The following is a 20,217-nucleotide window of genomic DNA, read 5'->3' on the forward strand; positions in this document are numbered from 1 at the left end:
CTGTGGGGGCGGGGACCGTGACCGTGGTGGATTGAGGTTGTGGGGGACTGCGGGGCCATTGTGGCTGGTCGCGCCTACGCGGCGGAGCCGCATATCGGCATGGTCCCGCGCCCCTGGGGGGCGCGACACAATGGGCCAGTGAACGAGCTGCTCCCTGTCTCCCGAGTCGTCGACTTCGGCACCGCCAAGCTCATGCCCGACGTCGACCGGGAACGGGCCTGGCTGCTCACCGTGGACGGGGCGCCGCAGTCCTACGTCGATCTCGACGAGCCCGGGCATCTGGAGTTCGAGTACACGCGGCGGCTCGGGCACGTGCTGGATGTCGTGGCCGAGCCGGGGCGGGCGCTGGACGTGGTGCACCTCGGGGGCGGGGCGCTCACCTTGCCGCGGTACGTGGCCGTGACCCGGCCGGGCTCGCGGCAGGACGTCGTCGAGGCCGACCGGGGGCTGCTGGAGCTGGTGTCCGAGCATCTGCCGTTGCCGGCGGGCGCGGACATCGCCCTGCACGCGGCGGACGCCCGGGGCTGGCTGGAGCACGCCCCCGCGGCCTCGGCGGACGTTCTCCTCGCGGACGTCTTCAGCGGGTCGCGGGTGCCGGCGCACCTCACCTCCGTCGCCTACGTCCGTGAGGCCGCGCGGGTGCTGCGGGGGAGCGGGGTGTACCTCGCGAACCTCCCCGACGCCGCGCCTTTCGCCTTCCTGCGGTCGCAACTCGCCACGCTGGCCACCGCCTTCGAGGAACTGGTGCTGATCGCCGAGCCGGGCGTGCTGCGGGGACGGCGGTTCGGGAACGCCGTGCTCGTCGCCGGACATCAACCGGTCGACGTGGCCGCCCTGGCCCGGCTCACCGCCGCCGACGTCTTCCCCGCCCGGGTCGAACACGGCACGGGGCTGCGGAAGTTCATCGGGGGCGCGCGGGCGGTGCGGGACGAGGACGCCGTGCCGTCACCCGAGCCCCCCGACGGGGCGTTCGGCATCGGCTGACGCGAGTTCGGTGCCGCCCCGGGCCACCGGCGTGGTCCGGCGGCGCAGATCGCGGACGTCCGGTACGCACAGCACGGCCGCCGTGACCAGGACGACCAGGCCCGCGCAGCCCCACAGGGCCGCCGTGCGTCCGAAGGCCTCCTCCGCCGGGCCGGCCGCGGCCGTGGCGAGGGGGACCAGCGCGACGGAGCCGAACCAGTCGTACGCCGAGACGCGGGAGAGCTTGTGCTCGGGGATCTCCTGGTGCAGCGCCGTCATCCAGGAGACGCCGAACACCTCCACCGTCGCGCCGGCGACGAACATCACCCCGAACAGGACGCCGATCGGCACCGGCACGGCGAGGGCGGCCGAGGGCAGAGCCAGGGGGAACACGCACAGGGTGCCGGCGAGGAGGAGACGGCGGGGCTTCCAGCGCGTCATGAGCAGGGCGCCGGCGACCGTGCCCGCGCCGAACGCGCCCAGGGCCAGTCCCCAGGGAGCCGCGCCGCCGAGGTGGTCGCGGGCGACGAGCGGGCCGTAGACCGCGTCCGCGGCGGCGACGACCGCGTTGGCGATGGAGAACTGGACGACGATGCCCCACAGCCAGGGCCGGCCGGCGAACTCCTGCCAGCCGTCCCGCAGATCGGCGATCAGGCCGCCGCCCGGCGCGCGGGGCGGGATGTGGCCGACGTCGAGGAAGGCCCGCAGCGCCCCGGCGAGCGCGAAGGCCGCCGCGTCCGCCGCGAGCACCCAGCCGGGGCCGATGGCCGCGACCATGGCGCCGCCCAGCGCGGCACCGCCGAGGACCGCGCCCTGCATCGCCATCCGGAACACCGCGAACGCGCGACCCGCGTGCTCGCCCTCGACCGAGGACATCAGCATGCCCTCGGCGGCCGGGCCGAAGAAGGCCTGGCCGGTACCGCCGAGCGCGGCGAGCAGCATCATGTGCCACAGCCGGGGCTCCCCGGCCAGCACCAGCACGGCGAAAGCCGCCTGCGAGAGGCAGTTCAGGACGTTGGCCGCGACCATCACCCGGTGCCGGGGGAGCCGGTCCGCGACGGCGCCGCCGATCAGCAGGAACAGCACCAGCGGCAGGGTCCGCGCCGCCGCCACCAGGCCGACGTCACCGCCGTCGCCGCCCGTTTCGATGACCGCGAACGCCGCCGCCACCAGGGCGCCGTGGCTGCCCAGGCCGGTGACGACCGCGGCGGCGGTCAGCAGGGAGTAGTTGCGGCCCGCCCAGGCGGGTCTTCGGGGGCTCCGGGAGGAGGCGGTCGGGGACGTCACCGGCCGACTATCGCCGCTGGAAGCCCGTCCTGCCAAACCGTTTGCCCGGCGTCACGGCGCAAAGCCAGGGCTCGGGCAACCCTTGGGTCTGCATCGGCAGCTGCCGCGTCGAGGAGGACTCCATCTCGGGCCGCTGGGTCTGCCGCGGGTACCTGAGGGGCTGACGCCCGTCAGGTACCCGGCTCCGGTGAGCCGGGCCCGCCCCCCTCGGCAGGGGCGGGCCCGTGGCCGCTTTCCGGGTCAGCCGCCGGTCGGCTCGCCGTGCAGCCGGACCGTGCTGAGGATCTTCATGACGGTCTTCTCGGGCACCTCGCCCTTGACACCCTTGGCGCCGAAGAAGCTCCACGCGACGAAGTCACCGGCGGAGTTCTTGAAGCCGAACGTGATCGCCTTGCCGTCGCTCGCGCACTTGCCCGTGTCGGGGGTGTTCTCCGAGTGCGCCCAGGCGACGCTGCCCTTCACGCCCGAGGCGGTGGTGTACGGCTTGGCCTTGTCGTCGGTCTTGACGCTCTTCTTGTCCGGCTGGGTGTAGCCGCCGTAGACCCACCAGGCCACCTGGTTGACCGCGACCTCGTTCGTGTCCTTGGCTCCGTCGGCGCCCTTGGTGCCCGCCCCGGCCAGGGACTCGGTCTCGGTCCTGCCGTCCTTGTTGTCGTCGCTCGTGCACCACTTGGACTTGTAGAACGCCGGTGCCGACATGGTGATCAGCGGCTTGCCGTCGTCGGACTTCTCGTCCTCGAAGAAGACGGACGACGTCGGGGACGCCACCTCCCAGTCGGCCGGGACGTCGAAGGCCGTGCCCCACTTGGGGTTGATGACGACCTTCCAGCCCTTGACCGTGGGCTTGGCGTCCTCGCCGCCGCGGGGGTTGTCGCCCGTGGCGGGGGCACTGGGCTCCTCGGCCGACGGGCTCGACGACGTCGTGCCGCCCTTGCCCTTCTTGCCGCCGTCCGCCGTGTCGTCCTTGTCGCCGCCCAGCACCAGGAAGCCGGTGACACCGGCAGCCACGACCACCGCCGTGGCGGCGATGATCGCGACCAGCTTCGTCCGGCCGCCACCGCCACCGCCCTGCGGGGGCTGCGGTGCGCCGGCCGGCGCGGTGGTGCCCCACTGCGGCTGCTGCCCATACGGGTTGGGCTGCTGCTGGTATCCCGGCTGCTGGTACGGATTCGGCTGCTGGTACCCCGGCTGCTGGTACGGGTTGTTCGCCTGCGGGTTCTGCTCGCCCCCGGGCGGCTGCTGTCCTGGCCACATGAGCAGTCACCCTAGCCGCGCTCCGACACGTTTCGGTCACTGCCCGTGGACAGAGACGTAGCAACCCGGGGGCAGGGCGGTGTGAATGTCGTGAGGACCGATGCGGCGGTGGTCACACCGGCCTGGCCAGCCGTCTCTACTCGTGAGTAACATGCGGTCATGAGCGCAGATCAGATGTCCATCGGCGAGATGCTCGCCGCCACGGTGCCCATGGCCCGCACGCTGAACCTCGAGTTCCTCGAGACCTCGCCGGAGCGGGCCGTGGTGTCGCTGCCCGACCAGGGCGAGTACCACAACCACGTGGGCGGCCCGCACGCCGGCGCGATGTTCACGCTGGGTGAGTCCGCCAGCGGGGCGATCGTGCTGGCCGCGTTCGGGGACCAGCTCTCGCGCGCCGTGCCGCTCGCCGTCAGTGCCGAGATCTCCTACAAGAAGCTGGCGATGGGCGCCGTCACCGCCACGGCCACCCTCGGCCGCCCGGCCACCGAGGTCGTCGCGCAGCTGGACGCCGGTGAGCGCCCCGAGTTCCCGGTGACCATCGCCATCCAGCGGGCCGACGGTGCCGTGACCGGCGAGATGACCGTGGTGTGGACCCTGCGGCCCAACGGCTGATCAGGCGGTCGCGGGAGGCCCAGCGGTCCGCCGGCTGATCCGGCGGGCGCGGGGGATGCCTCGGTCCGACGGCCGATGAGGTGGCCGCCCATGCCTGGCGGTTCGACGGCTGATCAGATGGCCTGCGTGTGCGTAACCCCGGCCGGGGGCCGGGGCTTTCGCATGTCAGGCCGCCACGTCCCGGTGCCCCCGGCAGCTCTGCGAGGAACCTCCAGAGCCACGCGACCAATTTCGGCCCCAGGTCGGGCCGTTCGCACGCCGGCCGGGGCGAGGACGTAGCGGTCGATGACGGCGGAGCGGCTCGGCGCTGCTCCCGGGCCGGCTTCTCGACCAGGCCCGTGACGCGGACGACGTCCTCCTCGCCGGCCGGTTCGACGGCGGCGCACGCCGGGTCGCACACCGCCCCCAGTCGTACGGTGTCGCGCTTAGCCGCGAGGGCCTGTTCCAGTTCGAAGGCGACGACCGGCAGCATCTCCCTGGGTGTGGCCCTCGTGGCGGGCGGGAAGCGGGTGCCGAGACCGGCGGCCGGGACGACCGCCTTGCGGACGCTGCGGGCCGGGGTGAAAGGGTGGGAGCGCGCTGTGGAGTTGAAGATTTCGTGGACCAACCGCCTTTGTGTGCACACAACTTGTGGTCCTCGGCGGATCCGCCTTCGAAAGCCGGTACGGATACCGCCGGTAACATATCTGAATTCCCCTCGTTTTGAACCCGGGTCATCCGAACTCCTTGTTACCTGTCAGTCGCATGTGCGAAAGTGAGCCGCCTCACAGCCGTGTCCGCAACTGACGTGGCACAGGTATGCACCAATCACCCCCCTGCTTTCCGACGGACGCGCACTTCGCATGCCGTTCCGCGGCTGGAAGGAAATGGTTCCGTGCAATCCCCCAACCCCCCACGCCCGCCGTACCCGCCACGACCCGGGGCGGGGCCCGCGGAGTCCGATCGCAATCTTCTCGCCCGGGTCGGCGAACCCGCCGAAGGGCCTCGCGCCGTCGCGCTGTTGCTGGCGCGGCACTGGCGCGCGGTCTACGAATACGCCGTGATCTGTCTCGCGGCCTCGCAGGACTCCGCGTCCATGGCGGCGGCCGCCGCCTTCCGCAGGGAACTGGCCCGGCCGGGCGGCGGCGCCCTGCGTCCGCGGCTGCTCACCGCCGTCCGGGAGACGGTCGGGGAGTGGGCCGCCGACGACGGCATTTCCACCGTGCTGCCGGAACTCCGCAAAACCGTCGGCGCCCGCGGTCTGCGTGCCGCCCGGCCCGGGACACCCGAAAGGCGGCGCCTCGCGGAGCGTGCTTTCCGGGGCCTTCCCGGGGCTTCTCAATGCCTGCTCTGGCACACGGAGGTCGAGGCCGAGACCATATCCGTACCGGCCGGTCTGCTCGGGGTGGACGCGGCCACCGCGTCGGCCGCCCTGGAGCAGGCGCGCGAGCAATTCCGGACCGGGTGCGTACGCGCGCACTGGGAACTCGCACCGACGCAGGAATGCCGTTACTACAACCGCCTGCTGGACGTGCCCATGCGTCGCGGCGGGGCGTTGCTGCCGGATGTGCAGCGGCATCTCATGGCCTGCCGCTACTGCCGGCACGCCGCCGAACAACTCAGTCATTTCGAGGGCGGTCTGGAAGACCTGCTCGTGGAGACGGTGCTCGGCTGGGGCGCCCGCCGCTACCTGGAATCACGGCCGGGCCGGGACGAGGGCAGGGGCGCCCTGCCCTCGGGCGGACGCCACCGCCTCCGGCCCCGCGACCTGCCGGCGACCGGCCGGCCCGGGGCACCGAGGAGGCACACGAAGGCGCTGGCCGCAGCGATCGGGGTGACCTCCCTCGTGCTGCTCGCGACCCTGCTCGCCGCCCGGGGCTGGACGGAGGAGAGCGGCACCGCCGACCCGCAGGCCACCTGGGGCGCGGTCAGCGGCCACTCCGTCGACCCCGACAGCGCCGGCCCGTCGTCCGTGGAACCGGATTCCACACGGTCCTCGTCCGCCGGTTCCCCCTCGGCCGCCTCCGTCGGCAGCCCCGCCGAGGTGGCCCGGGGACGGCTGCGCAACCTCGACGACAGCCGGTGCCTCGACGTCCTGGGCGGGCGGATCCGGGCGGACGCCCGTATCGTGCTGGCCGCCTGCTCCTCGGGCGGGTCCCAGCTGTGGTCGTACCAGGACGACGGGGTCCTGCGCAGCGCCGCCGACCCCACCCTGTGCCTGGGCTCGGACACCGGCGAGGGCTCGGTCGTCCTGGCCGGCTGCCTCGTGCACGCCGGGGTCGTCCGCTACGACCTGACCGTGCGCGGCGAACTCCTGCCCCGCGGCGGCAAGGGGCTGGCCGTCGCCACCGGCAAGGGCCGGGACGTGGTCGTCGTCGGCCGCGACGGGTCCGAGGCGCAACGCTGGGTGCTGGAACCGGCCGCCGCGCCCGGAGGTCCGGGGGAGTCCCGGAAGAAGCGGGCCGAGGAGGCTCCGCGGGAGAGCGGTGGGCAGCGCACGCGGGGACCGCACGACGACAACGCCCCGCCCGCGCCGCCGGACACCAGGTCCCGGGATCTGCCGCAGGAGCGCTACGAGACGAGGTTCGCGCAGGTCGGCTGCTGCGAGGACGCCGCGCCCGGCGCCGATGGGGCGACCATGGGGCCCGGCCCAGATGAGGCGACCGCGGGGCCCGGTCCCGACAGGGCCGAGGGACCCGGTCCCGACGTCCTCCGTCCGGTGACCGCGACCGTGGCCGACGCCGTGACCACGGTGCACTCCGCCGCACTGCCGTAGAAGGAGTACGGGGTCGCCCGGGAGGGCGACCCCGTGGTCACGGGACCGCACACGAGGGCGGGTGGCCGGGACCGCACGGCCATGCCTCGCCGTTCTGAACCACCCGGCCGGCGAGCCATGGCCGAGAGGCGCCTGGCATCGAACCGGAACAAACTGGTACTCCTCCTGGGTCCGCCCGCAGAACCCAGGGAGTCACCCATGCCCGAGGCCCCGCGCCAGGACAGCAGGACCGACAGCAGGACCGTGCCCACCGACGAGGAACTGCGCACGCTCGACGCCCACTGGCGGGCCGCCAACTACCTGGCGGCCGGTCAGATCTACCTGCTGGCGAACCCCCTGCTCACCGAGCCGTTGCGCCCCGAGCACATCAAGCCGCGGCTGCTCGGCCACTGGGGCACCTCACCCGGGCTGAACCTCGTCCACACCCACCTCAACCGGGTGATCAAGGCACGCGACCTCGACGCCCTGTGCATCTGGGGCCCGGGCCACGGCGGGCCGTCGGTCCTCGCCAACTCCTGGCTGGAGGGCAGTTACAGCGAGAAGTATCCGGACGCCTCCCGGGACGCGCAGGGCATGGAGTTGCTCATGCGGCAGTTCTCCTTCCCCGGCGGCGTGCCCAGCCATGTCGCCCCGGAGGTGCCCGGCTCGATCCACGAGGGCGGCGAACTCGGCTACGCCCTCGCCCACGCCTACGGCGCCGCCCTCGACAACCCGGACCTGCTGGTGGCCTGCGTGATCGGCGACGGCGAGGCGGAGACCGGCCCGCTCGCCGCCTCCTGGCACGCCAACAAGTTCCTCGACCCCGTCCACGACGGTGCCGTCCTGCCGATCCTGCACCTCAACGGCTACAAGATCGCCAACCCGACCGTGCTGTCCCGCCTCCCCGAGGAGGAGCTCGACGCGCTGCTGCGCGGCTACGGCCACGAGCCGATCCACGTCTCCGGCGACGATCCGGCCACCGTCCACCGCGTGATGGCCGAGGCCATGGACACCGCGCTCGACCGCATCGCCGCCGCACAGCGCGCCGCCCGCGAGGAGGGCGAGACCGAGCGCCCTCGCTGGCCGGTGATCGTGCTGCGCACCCCCAAGGGCTGGACCGGCCCGGCCGAGGTCGACGGCGAACCGGTGGAGGGCACCTGGCGCGCCCACCAGGTGCCGCTGTCCGGCGTCCGCGACAACCCCGACCACCTGCGGCAGCTGGAGTCCTGGCTGCGCTCGTACCGGCCCGAGGAGCTGTTCGACGCCGAGGGCCGCCCGGTCGCGGACGTCCTCGCCTGCGTCCCCGACGGCACCAGGCGGCTCGGTGCCACCCCGTACGCCAACGGCGGGCTGCTCGTCCGCGACCTGCCGATCCCGTCCCTGGACGACTTCGCCGTCCCCGTCGACAAACCCGGCACGACGCTGCACGAGCCGACCCGGGTCCTCGGCGACCTCCTCGCCCGGGTGATGCGCGACACCGCCGACCGCCGTGACTTCCGCCTGGTCGGCCCGGACGAGACCGCCTCCAACCGGCTCCAGGCCGTCTTCGACGCCAGCGGCAAGACCTGGCAGGCCGGCACCCTGCCCGTGGACGAGCACCTCGACCGGCACGGCCGGGTCATGGAGATCCTCTCCGAACACCTCTGCCAGGGCTGGCTGGAGGGCTACCTCCTCACCGGCCGGCACGGACTGTTCTCCTGCTACGAGGCGTTCGTGCACATCGTCGACTCCATGGTCAACCAGCACATCAAGTGGCTGCGCACCTCCCGCGGGCTGGCTTGGCGCGCCCCCATCGCCTCCCTCAACTACCTGCTGACCTCCCATGTGTGGCGGCAGGACCACAACGGCTTTTCCCACCAGGACCCCGGCTTCGTCGACCACGTCCTCAACAAGAGCCCCGAGGTCGTCCGCGTCTACCTCCCGCCGGACGCCAACACCCTGCTCTCCGTCGCGGACCACGCCCTGCGCAGCCGTGATTACGTGAACGTGATCGTCGCCTGGAAGCAGCCCTGCTTCGACTGGCTGTCGATGGACGAGGCCCGGGTCCACTGCGCCCGCGGCGCTGGCATCTGGGAGTGGGCGGGCACCGAGGACGGCGCCGAGCCCGACGTCGTGCTGGCCTGCGCCGGAGACGTGCCCACCCAGGAGACCCTGGCCGCCGCGCACCTGCTCCGCCGCCATCTGCCCGAGCTGTCCGTCCGGGTCGTGAACGTCGTCGACCTCGCCCGGCTGCTGCCCCAGGGGGAGCACCCGCACGGCATGAGCGACTTCGAGTACGACGGCCTGTTCACCACCGACAAGCCGGTGATCTTCGCCTACCACGGCTACCCCTGGCTGATCCACCGCCTGGCCTACCGCCGCACCGGCCACCAGAACCTGCACGTGCGCGGCTACAAGGAGGCCGGCACCACGACCACGCCGTTCGACATGGTCGTCCGCAACGACCTCGACCGCTACCGGCTGGTCATGGACGTGATCGACCGCGTCCCGGGCCTCGCGGTCCGCGCCACGGCCGTAGGCCAGCGGATGGCCGACGCCCGCACCCGCCACCACGCCTGGATCCGCGAGCACGGCACGGACCTGCCCGAGGTCGCCGAGTGGAGCTGGAACGCCTGAGCCGCAGGGGACGTCCTAGGAGCCGGTAGGCTTCCCGTTCACGCAGGGAAGCTCGCAGGAAGCCCAGGGAAAGGAACCGGCGTTGCACGTCCAGGAGTGGCTCGAAACCGTACCCGCCGTCGCCGTATACGCACTGGTGGGGCTGGTCATCGGTCTGGAGAGCCTGGGCATTCCGCTGCCGGGTGAGATCATCCTCGTCTCCTCCGCCCTGCTGGCGTCCCAGCACGGCGAGATCGACCCCGTCGTCCTCGGCGCCAGCGCCACGGCCGGCGCGATCATCGGCGACTCGATCGGCTATGCCATCGGCCGCAAGGGCGGGCGGCCCCTGCTGGCCTGGCTGGGCAACAAGTTTCCCAAGCACTTCAGCGAAGGCCACATCGCCACCGCCGAGCGGTCCTTCGAGAAGTGGGGCATGTGGACCGTCTTCTTCGGCCGGTTCGTCGCCCTGCTCCGGATCTTCGCGGGTCCCCTCGCCGGCGTACTGCGCATGCCGTACTGGAAGTTCCTCATCGCCAACGTCCTCGGCGGCATCGTCTGGGCGGGCGGCACGACCGCGGTCATCTACTACGTCGGCATCGTCGCCGAGTCCTGGCTGAAGCGCTTCTCGTGGCTGGGCCTGGTCGCGGCGGTCCTGGTGGGCCTCACGTCCATGCTGGTGATCAAGCGCAAGGCGAAGAAGGCGCAGGAGACCCAGCAGGCCCAGCCCGTGGCCGCCGCGGAGTAGGGCGTCCTCCCGCTACGCGTGCACCTCGCGGTGCGCCTTCGCCAGCTCGGCGTACATCGTGCCGTTGAGGGTGACGCCCTGCCGCTCCTCCTCCGTCAGCTCCCGCCGCACCTTCGCGGGGACCCCGGCCACCAGTGACCCGGGCGGCACGACCATGCCCTGCGGCACCAGCGCCTGAGCGGCGACGAGCGACCCGGCCCCGATCACCGCCCCGTTCAGCACTGTCGCCCCCATCCCGACCAGGCAGTCGTCCTCGACCGTCGCGCCGTGCACCACCGCGTTGTGCCCGATGCTCACCCGCTCCCCGACGGTCACCGGGAATCCCGGGTCGGCGTGGAGCGTGCAGTTGTCCTGCACGTTGCTGCTCGCCCCGACGGAGATCGTCTCGACGTCGCCGCGCACCACGGCTCCGTACCAGACGCTCGCGCCCGCCCCCAGGGTCACGCCCCCGATGACCGACGCCGTCGGCGCCACGAACGCCGTCGCGTCGATCTCCGGCTCCCTGCCGCCGATCCCGGTGATCATCGCCCGCTGCGCCATGTCCGCCTCCCGAAACGTCGTAGACAACGCGCACACCGTACGCCACCCGGTGGGGCGAAGATCACAGGCCGTCGACGCCGCGGTCGGAGCTACCGCTGAGTACCGTGAGCTCGTGCCGAAGCGCAAGAACACGTTCTCATCCTGGCGGCGGAGCCTGACGCAGCGCGCCGTCCACACGGGCTGGGCCTGGTTGCAGCGGACGGCCTCCGTCACCGCCGAACACCCCGGCCGGTACCGCTTCGGCGCGATGGGAACAGGTACCAGACTGGCCTTCCCGCTCGGCACGGTCTTCGGCGAGCCCTGGATCCATCTCGGCTCCCACTGCATCATCGGCGAGCAGGTCACCCTCACTGCCGGCCTGATGCCCGACCTCGACCTCGGCCCGGACCCGATCCTGCGCCTCGGTGACGGCGTCGTCCTCGGCCGCGGCAGCCACGTCATCGCCGACACCACGGTCACGATCGGCAACGACTGCTACTTCGGCCCGTATGTGTACGTCACGTCCACGAACCACTCCTACGACGATCCGCACGAGCCGATCGGCAAGCAGTGGCCGCGGATGGAGCCCGTGGAGATCGGGCCCGGCTGCTGGATCGGCACAGGAGCGGTGATCCTGCCGGGCGCCCGGATCGGGCGGAACGTGGTGGTGGCCGCGGGCGCGGTCGTACGGGGCACGGTGCCCGACCACGCCGTGGTCGCGGGCACGCCCGCACGCGTCGTACGGCGCTGGACCCCTTCCGGCGGCTGGCAGCCGCCGCTGCGCACCCCGGCACCGGTGCCGATACCCGAGGGCGTCACCCCCGAGCAGCTCCGTGCCCTGTCCGATCTGGACGAGGAGACGGCGGCCCGGCTGGCGGAGCTGGATCAGGAGGCGGCGGGACTGGCGGAGCTGGAGCCGGGGGCCTGAACCACCGGGTTCGCTCGGTGTCATGGGGCTTCGGTGCGACGGTCGGGTTAGCCCGGTGTCACAAGATCCCGGAGCCGCGGCCCAATTCAGCGGCCGGATTCGGCCCGACGCCACACGCCTTCCGGAGCCGCGGCCGGATTCAGCCCGACGCGACGAGCCTCCCGGGGCCGCAGCCGGATTTGCCTGACGCCACGAGCCTCCCGGAGTCGCGGCCGGATTCAGCCCGACGCCACATGCCTCCCGGAGCCGCGGCCGGATTTGCCCAACGCCACGAGCCCCCGGAGCCGCAGCCGGTTCAGCCCGACGCCGAGAATCTCGGAACCGCAGCCGGATTCAGCCGGACGCTACAAGCCCCCCGGGAGCCGCAGCCGGTTCAGCCCGACGCCGAGAATCTCGGAGCCGCAGCCGGATTCAGCCGGACGCTACAAGTCCCCCGGAGCCGCAGCGGGTTCAGCCGGACGCTACAAGCCCCCCGGGAGCCGCAGCCGGTTCAGCCCGACGCCACGAGCCCCGGGAGCCGCAGCCGGTTCAGCCCGACGCCGAGAATCTCGGAACCGCAGCCGGGGTCAGCCCAAGGTCACGACACTCCGCGCTCGCCGGCCGCGGCCGGTTTCAGCCCGACGCCAGCAGGACCGTCCCCACCAGGGCCAGCCCCGCGCCCGCGGCCTGCACCGCCCGCAGCCGTTCGCGCAGGATGCCCCGTGCCGCCGCGGCCGTCACCACCGGGTACAGCGAGGCCAGCACGGCCGCGACCGTCACCGGGCCGTGCTGTGCGGCGATCGAGTACGTGCCGTTGGCGGCGACGTCCGCGAGGCCGACGAAGGCGAGGGCGGGCAGGGTGCGCCAGGGGAAACCGTCCGCCGGAAGGGCGGGCGCCCCGCGCCGCACCGACACGAACAGCGCGAGCCCGCCCGCGGCGACGTTCGTCACCCGCTGTACGAACAGGGCGAGGAACAGGCCGGTCAGCGTCGTCGACGCCTCGGCGATCAGGGCCATCACCGCGCCGAAGCCGAACGCGGCGAGCAGCGTCAGGACGATGGCCTGCCGCTGGACGGGAGCGCCGCGGAACTGGGGACCGCCCGCGAGGCACACGCCGGCCACGGCCACCAGGATGCCGGTGAACTGCAGCAGACCGGGGCGCTCGCCCAGCATCAGTCCCACCCCGACCGGCACCGCCACGCCGATCGACCCCAGCGGCGAGACCACGCCCATGGGGCCCAGCGCGAGCGCCTTGTAGAAGGCGAGCATCGCCACCGGACCGACCAGCCCGGCCGCCACGGCGAACCACAGCTGCGGGCCCGCCTCGCTCCAGCCGCCGGTCGCCACCACGACCGCGCCGAGCACCACGACCGCGATCGACTGCGAGACCACGACCACCGTGAGCGCGGGCGTGCGCCGGGTCAGCAGACCCCCGCCGAAGTCGGCCAGCCCCCACAACAAGCTGGTGGCCAGGGCGAAGAGCGCTGTCATGGGACGGATACCTCGCAGTACAGTTCAGTGAACGATCAGGTCAACCACACCATAGTGCAGCGCATTGCACTGTGTCATACAGAATATTGGACGGAACGTGTCGGACCTCGACCTGCTGACCCAGTCCCTGGCGCGGAGCGTCAAGCACTGGCGCGCGGTGCGCGGCTTCACCCTGGACGTGCTCGCCGCCCGGGCGGGCGTCAGCCGCGGCATGCTCATCCAGATCGAGCAGGCCCGCACCAACCCCAGCCTCGGCACCGTCGTCAAGATCGGCGACGCGCTCGGCGTCAGCATCACGACCCTGCTCGACTACGAGCAGGGCCCGAACGTACGCGTCATCCCGGCCGAACAGGCCGTACGGCTCTGGCACACCGACGCCGGCAGCTACAACCGGCTGCTCGCGGGCACCGAGGCACCCGGCCCGCTGGAGATGTGGGACTGGCGGCTCATGCCCGGCGAGAGCAGCCCGTCGGACCCGCACCCCGCCGGCACGACCGAGCTGCTCCACGTCACGGCGGGCGAACTGACCCTCACCGTCGACGGCGTCGAGCATCGCGTGCCCGCGGGCGCCAGCGTCCACTTCGAGGCCAACGTCCCGCACACCTACGGCAACACCGGCGACGCGCCCATGGAGATGGTCATGGCCGTCTCGGTCCCGCCCGTGACCTGAGACGCCCGGACCGCCACCGGGCCGCTGTTGTTAGCGTGCGGCCATGCGCGCACCCATCGGACACTTCGACGACGCCCGACCGGCCCCAACCTGCCTCGACGAACTCACCGCCCCGGTCGCCGACGCCGTACGCCACTGGCAGGGCAGCGTCCCCGCCGAGCAGATCGTCTACGTCGACACCGACCCGGAGTGGGCCGACACCGCCACCTTCGTGGAGCACTACGGGCAGGACCTGCTGGAACGGTCGGCGAACTGCGTCGTGGTCTCGGGGAAGCGGGGCGGTGAGTCCACGCTCGCCGCATGCGTCGTGCTGTCCACCACCCGGGTCGACGTGAACGGGGTCGTGCGCCGCCGGCTCGGTGCCCGCAAGGCCTCCTTCGCCTCGATGGACACGGCGACCGGCGCGACCGGCATGGAGTACGGAGGCATCACCCCGCTCGGGCTGCCGGACGGCTGGCCGCTCCTGGTGGACGCCGCCGTCGTCGACCTGCCGTACGTGCTGGTCGGCAGCGGGCGGCGGCGCGGCAAGCTGCTGGTTCCGGGCAAGGCCTTCGCCGAACTGCCGCACGCCGAGGTGCTGGAGGGGCTCGGGGTCTCCTGACCTGACGTCGCGATGAGCCGGCCTGCGATTGATCCGGCGGCGGCTCCGGGTCTCTTGGCCTACGCCGCGATGTGGTGGGCCAGCGGCAGGTGAGGGTCGCTCTCGCCCGGGGCCGGCTCCGGGTCGGCGTGCACCAGGGCCGCGGTCAGCCGCGGTACCGCGTGCAGCAGCGCGTGCTCGGCGTCCACGGCGATGCGGTGGGCCTCGCGCACCGTCTCGTCGCCGTCCACCACGACCGCCACCTCGGCGCGCAGCCGGTGGCCGATCCAGCGCAGCCGCAGCTCACCCACCCCGCGCACCCCGGGCACCTCGGTCAGGGCCCGCTCGGCGCGGTCCACCAGGACCGGGTCGACGGCGTCCATCACCCGGCGGAACACCTCCCGGGCCGCGTCCCGCAGCACCAGCGCGATCGCCGCGGTGATCGCCAGCCCGACGACGGGATCGGCCAGTTGCCATCCCAGGGCCGAGCCGCCGGCGCCCAGCAGCACGGCCAGCGAGGTGAAGCCGTCGGTGCGGGCGTGCAGCCCGTCGGCCACCAGCGCGGCCGAGCCGATCGAGCGGCCGACGCGGATGCGGTAGCGCGCCACCCACTCGTTGCCGGCGAAGCCGACGAGGGCGGCCACGGCGACCGCCGGGACGTGCTGGACCGGGCGCGGATCCAGCAGGCGGTCCACGGCCGTCCAGCCCGCGAAGGCCGCGGACGCGGCGATCGTCAGCACGATCACGAGACCGGCCAGGTCCTCGGCCCGCCCGTAGCCGTAGGTGAAGCGGCGCGTGGCCGCGCGCCGGCCCAGCACGAAGGCGATCCCGAGCGGGACGGCGGTCAGTGCGTCCGCGGTGTTGTGCACCGTGTCCCCGAGCAGCGCCACCGACCCGGAGACCACCACCACGACCGCCTGCGCCAGCGCCGTCACACCCAGGACGACGAGCGAGACCCACAGCGCCCGCATCCCGCGGGCCGAGGACTCCAGGGCGGAGTCGACCTTGTCGGCCGTCTCGTGGGAGTGCGGGGCGAGGAGGTGGGCCACCCGGTGGCGCAGGCCGTGCCGGTGGCCGTGGCCGTGACCGTGGCCGTGGCCGTAGCCAGGCGGATTCCCGCGGTCGTGCCTCCGCTCGTGCCGGTGGTCGTGCCCGGGCGAGTGCCCGTGGTCGCGTCCCTGCGGGTTCCCGCGATCGGGCCCGGGGGTGTGTTCATGAGGGTGGGAGTGCTCGTGCCGGTCGCTCACGTGGATCCCCTTCCGGTGCGCGCGAGAGTGGACGTACCCGTGTCGTGGCGCCATTATGTGCGTATGAGCGCACGCATGCACCTGTCATCTGCGCATGATGCGCATCCGCGCAGCCCCGGCGAGGAGCAGTTCGCGCTCGCCGCCGAACTGCTGGCCCTGCTGGGGGACCGGACCCGGCTCGCCCTGCTGCACGCGCTGACCGGGGGAGAGGCCGACGTCACGACCCTCACGGAGGCGTGCGGGGCGGCCCGGCCGGCCGTCAGCCAGCACCTGGCGCGACTGCGCCTCGCGGGCCTGGTGGACACACGCAAGGAGGGTCGCCGGGTGATCTACTCACTGCGCGACGGCCATCTGCGCAGGCTCGTCGACGAGGCGCTGAACGTGGCCGACCACCGGCTCAGCGACCGGCCCCCGCACGACTGACCACGGCCCGCTCAGTAGCGCGCCGCCGTCCCGAGGTACTGCTCGGCGAAGGCGGCGGCCGCCGTGGGCGAGGTGAACAGACGGCGCAGCCGGGCGAGCGCGGTGCCCGCGCGGAACGGGTCGCCCGCCGCCGTGCCGTGGTACACCTCGGACAGCCACTGCGAGAACTCCTGGTAGTCCCACACGCGCCGCAGACACGCCTGCGCGTAGCCGTCGAGGCCGCCGCCGTCACCGGTGGTGAGCCGCGCGACCAGGGCGTCGCCGAGCAGGAAGGCGTCGTGCAGGGCGAGGTTCATGCCCTTGGCGGCGATCGGGGCGACCAGATGGGCCGCGTCGCCCGCGAGGAAGAGCCGGCCGTGCACCATCGGCTCGACCACGTAGTCGTGCATGTCCAGCACACGCTTCTCGATCAGCCGGCCCTCGGTCAGCGGCGGCGCACCGGCCGCCCCGAGCCGTTCCCGCAGCTCCGACCAGACACGCTCGTGCGGCCAGTTCTCCACGTCGTCGCCCGGCGGGCACTGGAGGTAGTAGCGGGTCACCTCCGGGCTGCGGGGCATCTGGCCGGCGAAGCCGCGACCGTGGCAGCCGAACAGCACGCAGTCGGTGGACGGCGGGGCCTCGGCGAGCAGGGCCAGCCAGCCGATGCCGTAGTCGTGCCGCGCGATCCGGACCCGCTCGGTCGGGAGCGAGGCCCGGCTCACCCCGCGCGCCCCGTCGCAGCCCGCGACGAAATCGCAGTGCACGACCTGGAGTTCGCCGCTCTCGTGGCAGGTGTACGACACCGACGGCCGGTCGCCGTCGACGTCGTGGACGCGTACGTCCCGGACGCCGAAGCGGATCGCGCCGCCCCGGACGTCGGCGTACTCGCGCACCAGGTCCGTCACCAGCAACGGCTGCGGGTAGACGAAGTGGTGGCTGCCCGTCAGCTCGCCGTACGGAAACCTGTACCGCTCCCCGTCGAAGCGGAACTCGCACGCGGTGTGCGGCTCCGCGCGGTCCAGCAGGTTCCGGGCGAGGCCCCGCTTCTCCAGGCCCCGCACGGCCCATTCCTCGATGACCCCGGCCCGGGGCCGCTGTTCGACGAACTCCCGGGTCTCGGTCTCCAGCACCAGGCAGTCCACGGACGCGGCCCGCAGGATGTTGCCGACGGTCAGACCCGCGGGACCGGCGCCCACGACGACGACCGGAAAACGGTGCGGGGCACCGGAGTCGGCGGGCGGAAGGGGGTGGGTCATGCGCACATTATGGAGGCCGTTGTCAGTGGACGGTCACCTCCGCGGACGGCTGCCTCCCTCAGGGCTACTGCACGTCGTGACGAGACAGCCGTGGGATCTCGATCGCCGGGCAGCGGTCCATCACCATCTCCAGGCCCGCCGCACGGGCCCGGTCGTACGCCGCCTCGTCGATGACGCCGAGCTGGAACCAGACGCCCTTCGCGCCCTTGGCGACCGCCTCGTCCGCGACGGCCCCGGCGAGGTCGCTGTTCACGAACACGTCGACGACGTCCACGTCGAAGGGGATGTCCGCCAGGCTCGCGTAGCCCTTCTCCCCGTGCACCGTCTCCGCCTTCGGGTGCACCGGAACCACGCGCTTGCCGAAGCGCTGGAGCACCGCGGCGACGCCGTACGCCGCGCGCCGCTGGTTCGACGACAGGCCCACCACGGCCCAGGTGTCGCCGAGCTCGGTGAGGATCCTGCGGACCGTTGCCTCGTCGCCGTGCACCGGCGGCCTCCAAGGAAGTCGTGGACGAACTGTTCCTTGTGTAACGGCGCCGGGTGTGCGGTGATTCCCCGGCCGGCCTCCGTGATAGCTTGCCGAGGCCAGTCGAACCCATGTACGTGGGTCAGGGAATCCGGTGCGAATCCGGAACTGACGCGCAGCGGTGAGGGGGACGGGCGGGGCCTCGGCCACTGGACTCCCTCGCGGACGTCCGGGAAGGCGCCTCGATCCCGGGTGAACCCGAGTCCGAAGACCTGCTGGCGGCCCCCGCGGCCGCGTGCGGCGGGGGAGCACCGTACGACCGGGCTCCGCGCATGAGCCCTCGACGCCTGAGGACTGGTTCCCGTGCCCCTCGCCCGACCCGCCCGTGCCGCCGCCCTGCTCGCGGCCGGCTCCCTGCTCCTGACCGGCTGCGGCGGCACCGCGTCCACCGACGCCAAGGCCGCCGTCACCCTCACCAACTGCGGGCACGAGGTCCGCGTCCCCGCCCCGCCGCGGCACGCGGTGTCCCTCAACCAGGGCACCACCGAGATCCTGCTCTCCCTGGGCCTGGCCGACCGCCTCGCGGGTACGGCCACCTGGACCGACCCCGTGATGAAGGGGCTGGAGAAGGCCGAGGCGAAGGTGCCGCGCCTCGCCGACGACAACCCGTCCTTCGAACGCGTCCTGGACACCGAGCCCGACTTCGTCGCCGCGTCCTTCGTCTCCACCCTCGGCAAGGGCGGCGTCGCCACCCGCGAGCAGTTCGAGAAGCTCGGCGTCCCCACCTACGTCTCCCCGTCCGACTGCGCCGGCAAGGACAACTCGGGCGGCGGCGACGGCGCCCGCGACAAGGCCCTGGACATCGACACCGTCTACGGCGAAGTGCGCGACCTCGCGACCGTGTTCGGGGTGAGGAAGCGCGGCGACGCCCTCGTGGGCTCCCTCCAGCAGCGCATGAAGAAGGCCACGGCCGGCATCGACGCCTCCGACGTCACCCTCCTCTACTGGTTCGCGAACTCCGAGTCGCCCTACCTGGCGGGCTGTTGCGGCGCGCCCGGCATCATCACCCGGGCCCTCGGCGCGAAGAACGTCTTCGACGACACGCACGAGGAGTGGCCACAGGTCAACTGGGAGACCGTCGCCGACCGCGACCCCGACGTCCTCGTCATCGGCGACCTGACCCGCAAGTCCCAGACCGCCGAGTCCGCCGCGAAGAAGATCGCCTTCCTGGAGTCCAACCCCGTCACCAGGAACATGGACGCCGTCCGGCACAAGCGGTACGTGCTGCTCAGCGGCCAGGCCATGAACCCGACCATCCGCACCGTCGAGGGTGTGGAGCAGGTGGCGGCCGGGCTGCGCCGGTTCGGGCTGGTGAAGTGACCGCCCAGGGGCTGCCGGCCGCCGGGACCGGGCCCCCGCGCCGGGCAGGACTCGCGCTGGGCGCGGCCGGGACCGTCGCGCTCGTCGCCTCCCTCGCCGTGGCCATCACCATCGGTCCCGCCGACATCGGCGTCGGCGACGTGTGGTCCGTCGTGGCCGCCCATCTCGGCCTCGGCAGTTCGGAGCTGACGCCGATCAGGGACGGGATCGTCTGGCAGCTGCGGCTGCCGCGCACCCTGCTCGCGGCCGTGTGCGGGGCCGGACTCGCCGTGTGCGGGGCGGTGATGCAATCCCTGCTGCGCAACCCGCTGGCCGACCCCTTCGTGCTGGGGGTGTCCTCGGGCGCATCCACCGGAGCGGTCCTCGTGGTCGTGCTCGGCGCGGGCGGCGGCGCCATATCGGTGTCCGGGGGCGCGTTCCTCGGCGCCCTGCTGTCGTTCGCTCTGGTGCTGCTGCTCAGCCACACCCTCGGCGGCACCACCGACCGGGTCGTCCTCGCGGGCGTCGCCGCGATGCAGCTCTTCTCGGCCCTCACCTCCTTCGTCGTGATGACCTCCGCCGACGCCGAGACGACCCGGGGCGTGCTGTTCTGGCTCCTCGGCTCGCTCGGCGGCGCGGGCTGGACCGACGTGTGGCTGTGCCTGGCCGTGCTGGCCGTGGCCCTGGTGGTCTGCCTGTCCTACGCCCGTACCCTCGACGCCTTCGCCTTCGGACAGGACGCGGCGGCCGCGCTCGGGGTGTCCCTCGCCCGGACCCGCCTGGTGCTGCTGTGCGTCACGGCCCTGCTCACGGCCGCGCTGGTCAGCTCGGCAGGGGCGATCGGCTTCGTCGGACTGGTCCTGCCGCACGCCGCCCGGGCCCTGACCGGCCCCGGGCACGCCCGGCTGCTGCCGGTCACCGCCCTCGCGGGAGCGGTGTTCTTGGTGTGGGTGGACACCCTGGCGCGGACCGTCCTCGATCCGCAGGAGGTCCCGGTGGGGGTCGTGACGTCGCTGATCGGGGTGCCCGCGTTCGTGGCGGTGCTGTACCGGACGAGGAGGACGCGATGAGCGGCGCGGAGACATCGATGGGGGCGGAGGGCTCGGTGAGCGGTGCGGGGACTTCGGTGG

The 20,217-nt window shown here is 72.9% G+C and carries 18 protein-coding genes, 1 pseudogene and 1 riboswitch; of the genes and pseudogenes, 11 read left to right on the forward strand and 8 right to left on the reverse strand.

Going from position 1 to position 20,217, the window contains the following annotated elements; genetic code table 11:
• Positions 1-138 precede the first annotated feature (138 nt).
• On the forward strand, positions 139-984 hold the full coding sequence (locus tag K4G64_RS29820; protein WP_221759068.1) for a spermidine synthase: 846 nt from the start codon (positions 139-141) through the stop codon (positions 982-984).
• On the opposite strand, the gene K4G64_RS29825 is transcribed toward K4G64_RS29820, so the two are convergent.
• Together K4G64_RS29825 and K4G64_RS29830 are read right to left on the reverse strand one after the other, a co-directional pair.
• Positions 946-2,250, reverse strand: coding sequence for an MFS transporter (locus K4G64_RS29825; protein WP_221759069.1), 1,305 nt, complete (start codon positions 2,248-2,250; stop codon positions 946-948). The genes K4G64_RS29820 and K4G64_RS29825 overlap by 39 nt on opposite strands.
• A 240-nt stretch (positions 2,251-2,490) precedes the next feature.
• Positions 2,491-3,504, reverse strand: coding sequence for a hypothetical protein (locus tag K4G64_RS29830; protein WP_221759070.1), 1,014 nt, complete (start codon positions 3,502-3,504; stop codon positions 2,491-2,493).
• 174 nt (positions 3,505-3,678) lie between these two features.
• Here K4G64_RS29830 and K4G64_RS29835 point away from each other — a divergent pair, with 174 nt between their 5' ends.
• Positions 3,679-4,116 carry a DUF4442 domain-containing protein gene (locus tag K4G64_RS29835; RefSeq protein WP_031107979.1) on the forward strand — a complete coding sequence of 146 codons (438 nt, stop codon included), beginning with the start codon at positions 3,679-3,681 and terminating at the stop codon, positions 4,114-4,116.
• 236 nt (positions 4,117-4,352) lie between these two features.
• Here the strand turns inward: K4G64_RS29835 and K4G64_RS41155 are convergent.
• Positions 4,353-4,711 (reverse strand): annotated as a pseudogene (locus tag K4G64_RS41155) (hypothetical protein); the annotation flags it as partial.
• Positions 4,712-4,990: 279 nt separating this feature from the next.
• Between K4G64_RS41155 and K4G64_RS29845 the strand changes: the two are divergent.
• The 3 genes from K4G64_RS29845 to K4G64_RS29855 all read left to right on the forward strand — a co-directional run bounded on the left by K4G64_RS29845 (position 4,991) and on the right by K4G64_RS29855 (position 10,190).
• A complete protein-coding gene (locus K4G64_RS29845) occupies positions 4,991-6,871 on the forward strand; it encodes an RICIN domain-containing protein (protein ID WP_221759071.1) in 1,881 nt (626 codons plus the stop codon).
• A 198-nt stretch (positions 6,872-7,069) separates the two neighbouring features.
• Positions 7,070-9,466, forward strand: coding sequence for a phosphoketolase (locus K4G64_RS29850; protein WP_221759072.1), 2,397 nt, complete (start codon positions 7,070-7,072; stop codon positions 9,464-9,466).
• An 82-nt stretch (positions 9,467-9,548) separates the two neighbouring features.
• Entirely contained in the window at positions 9,549-10,190 is a 642-nt protein-coding gene (locus K4G64_RS29855; protein ID WP_190897134.1) for a DedA family protein, read from the forward strand.
• 12 nt (positions 10,191-10,202) lie between these two features.
• On the opposite strand, the gene K4G64_RS29860 is transcribed toward K4G64_RS29855, so the two are convergent.
• Complete coding sequence (locus tag K4G64_RS29860) at positions 10,203-10,730, reverse strand: gamma carbonic anhydrase family protein (protein WP_221759079.1); 528 nt, start codon at positions 10,728-10,730, stop codon at positions 10,203-10,205.
• A gap of 112 nt (positions 10,731-10,842) precedes the next feature.
• On the opposite strand from K4G64_RS29860, the gene K4G64_RS29865 reads away from it, so the two are divergent.
• Positions 10,843-11,637 (forward strand): acyltransferase, encoded by a 795-nt coding sequence (locus K4G64_RS29865; RefSeq protein ID WP_221759073.1) that lies wholly within the window; start codon positions 10,843-10,845, stop codon positions 11,635-11,637.
• A gap of 612 nt (positions 11,638-12,249) precedes the next feature.
• On the opposite strand, the gene K4G64_RS29870 is transcribed toward K4G64_RS29865, so the two are convergent.
• Positions 12,250-13,107 carry a DMT family transporter gene (locus K4G64_RS29870; RefSeq protein ID WP_142165187.1) on the reverse strand — a complete coding sequence of 286 codons (858 nt, stop codon included), beginning with the start codon at positions 13,105-13,107 and terminating at the stop codon, positions 12,250-12,252.
• 97 nt (positions 13,108-13,204) lie between these two features.
• Between K4G64_RS29870 and K4G64_RS29875 the strand changes: the two genes are divergently transcribed.
• Positions 13,205-13,777, forward strand: coding sequence for an XRE family transcriptional regulator (locus K4G64_RS29875; protein ID WP_030835686.1), 573 nt, complete (start codon positions 13,205-13,207; stop codon positions 13,775-13,777).
• A gap of 43 nt (positions 13,778-13,820) precedes the next feature.
• Positions 13,821-14,378, forward strand: coding sequence for a YbaK/EbsC family protein (locus K4G64_RS29880; protein WP_221759074.1), 558 nt, complete (start codon positions 13,821-13,823; stop codon positions 14,376-14,378).
• 59 nt (positions 14,379-14,437) lie between these two features.
• On the opposite strand, the gene K4G64_RS29885 is transcribed toward K4G64_RS29880, so the two are convergent.
• Positions 14,438-15,604: a cation diffusion facilitator family transporter gene (locus K4G64_RS29885; RefSeq protein WP_308122526.1), complete on the reverse strand. Its 1,167-nt coding sequence runs from the start codon at positions 15,602-15,604 to the stop codon at positions 14,438-14,440.
• Positions 15,605-15,667: 63 nt separating this feature from the next.
• On the opposite strand from K4G64_RS29885, the gene K4G64_RS29890 reads away from it, so the two are divergent.
• Positions 15,668-16,027, forward strand: coding sequence for a metalloregulator ArsR/SmtB family transcription factor (locus K4G64_RS29890; protein ID WP_031107061.1), 360 nt, complete (start codon positions 15,668-15,670; stop codon positions 16,025-16,027).
• Between the two features lie 11 nt (positions 16,028-16,038).
• Here the strand turns inward: K4G64_RS29890 and K4G64_RS29895 are convergent, their stop codons facing one another.
• Together K4G64_RS29895 and K4G64_RS29900 are read right to left on the reverse strand one after the other, a co-directional pair.
• Complete coding sequence (locus K4G64_RS29895) at positions 16,039-17,262, reverse strand: 4-hydroxybenzoate 3-monooxygenase (protein WP_221759075.1); 1,224 nt, start codon at positions 17,260-17,262, stop codon at positions 16,039-16,041.
• 64 nt (positions 17,263-17,326) lie between these two features.
• Positions 17,327-17,749, reverse strand: a complete 423-nt coding sequence (locus K4G64_RS29900) for a CoA-binding protein (RefSeq protein ID WP_221759076.1) — start codon at positions 17,747-17,749, stop codon at positions 17,327-17,329.
• Positions 17,750-17,831: 82 nt separating this feature from the next.
• A riboswitch (cobalamin riboswitch) is annotated at positions 17,832-18,023 on the forward strand.
• Between the two features lie 68 nt (positions 18,024-18,091).
• On the opposite strand from K4G64_RS29900, the gene K4G64_RS29905 reads away from it, so the two are divergent.
• Together K4G64_RS29905 and K4G64_RS29910 are read left to right on the forward strand one after the other, a co-directional pair.
• Complete coding sequence (locus K4G64_RS29905; RefSeq protein WP_221759077.1) at positions 18,092-19,108, forward strand: ABC transporter substrate-binding protein; 1,017 nt, start codon at positions 18,092-18,094, stop codon at positions 19,106-19,108.
• Positions 19,105-20,157 (forward strand): iron chelate uptake ABC transporter family permease subunit, encoded by a 1,053-nt coding sequence (locus tag K4G64_RS29910; protein ID WP_221759078.1) that lies wholly within the window; start codon positions 19,105-19,107, stop codon positions 20,155-20,157. The genes K4G64_RS29905 and K4G64_RS29910 overlap by 4 nt, the downstream gene beginning before the upstream one ends.
• Positions 20,158-20,217: the final 60 nt, after the last annotated feature.

It is taken from the genome of Streptomyces sp. WAC04114 (assembly GCF_019733245.1).
GTDB lineage: Bacteria > Actinomycetota > Actinomycetes > Streptomycetales > Streptomycetaceae > Streptomyces > Streptomyces massasporeus_A.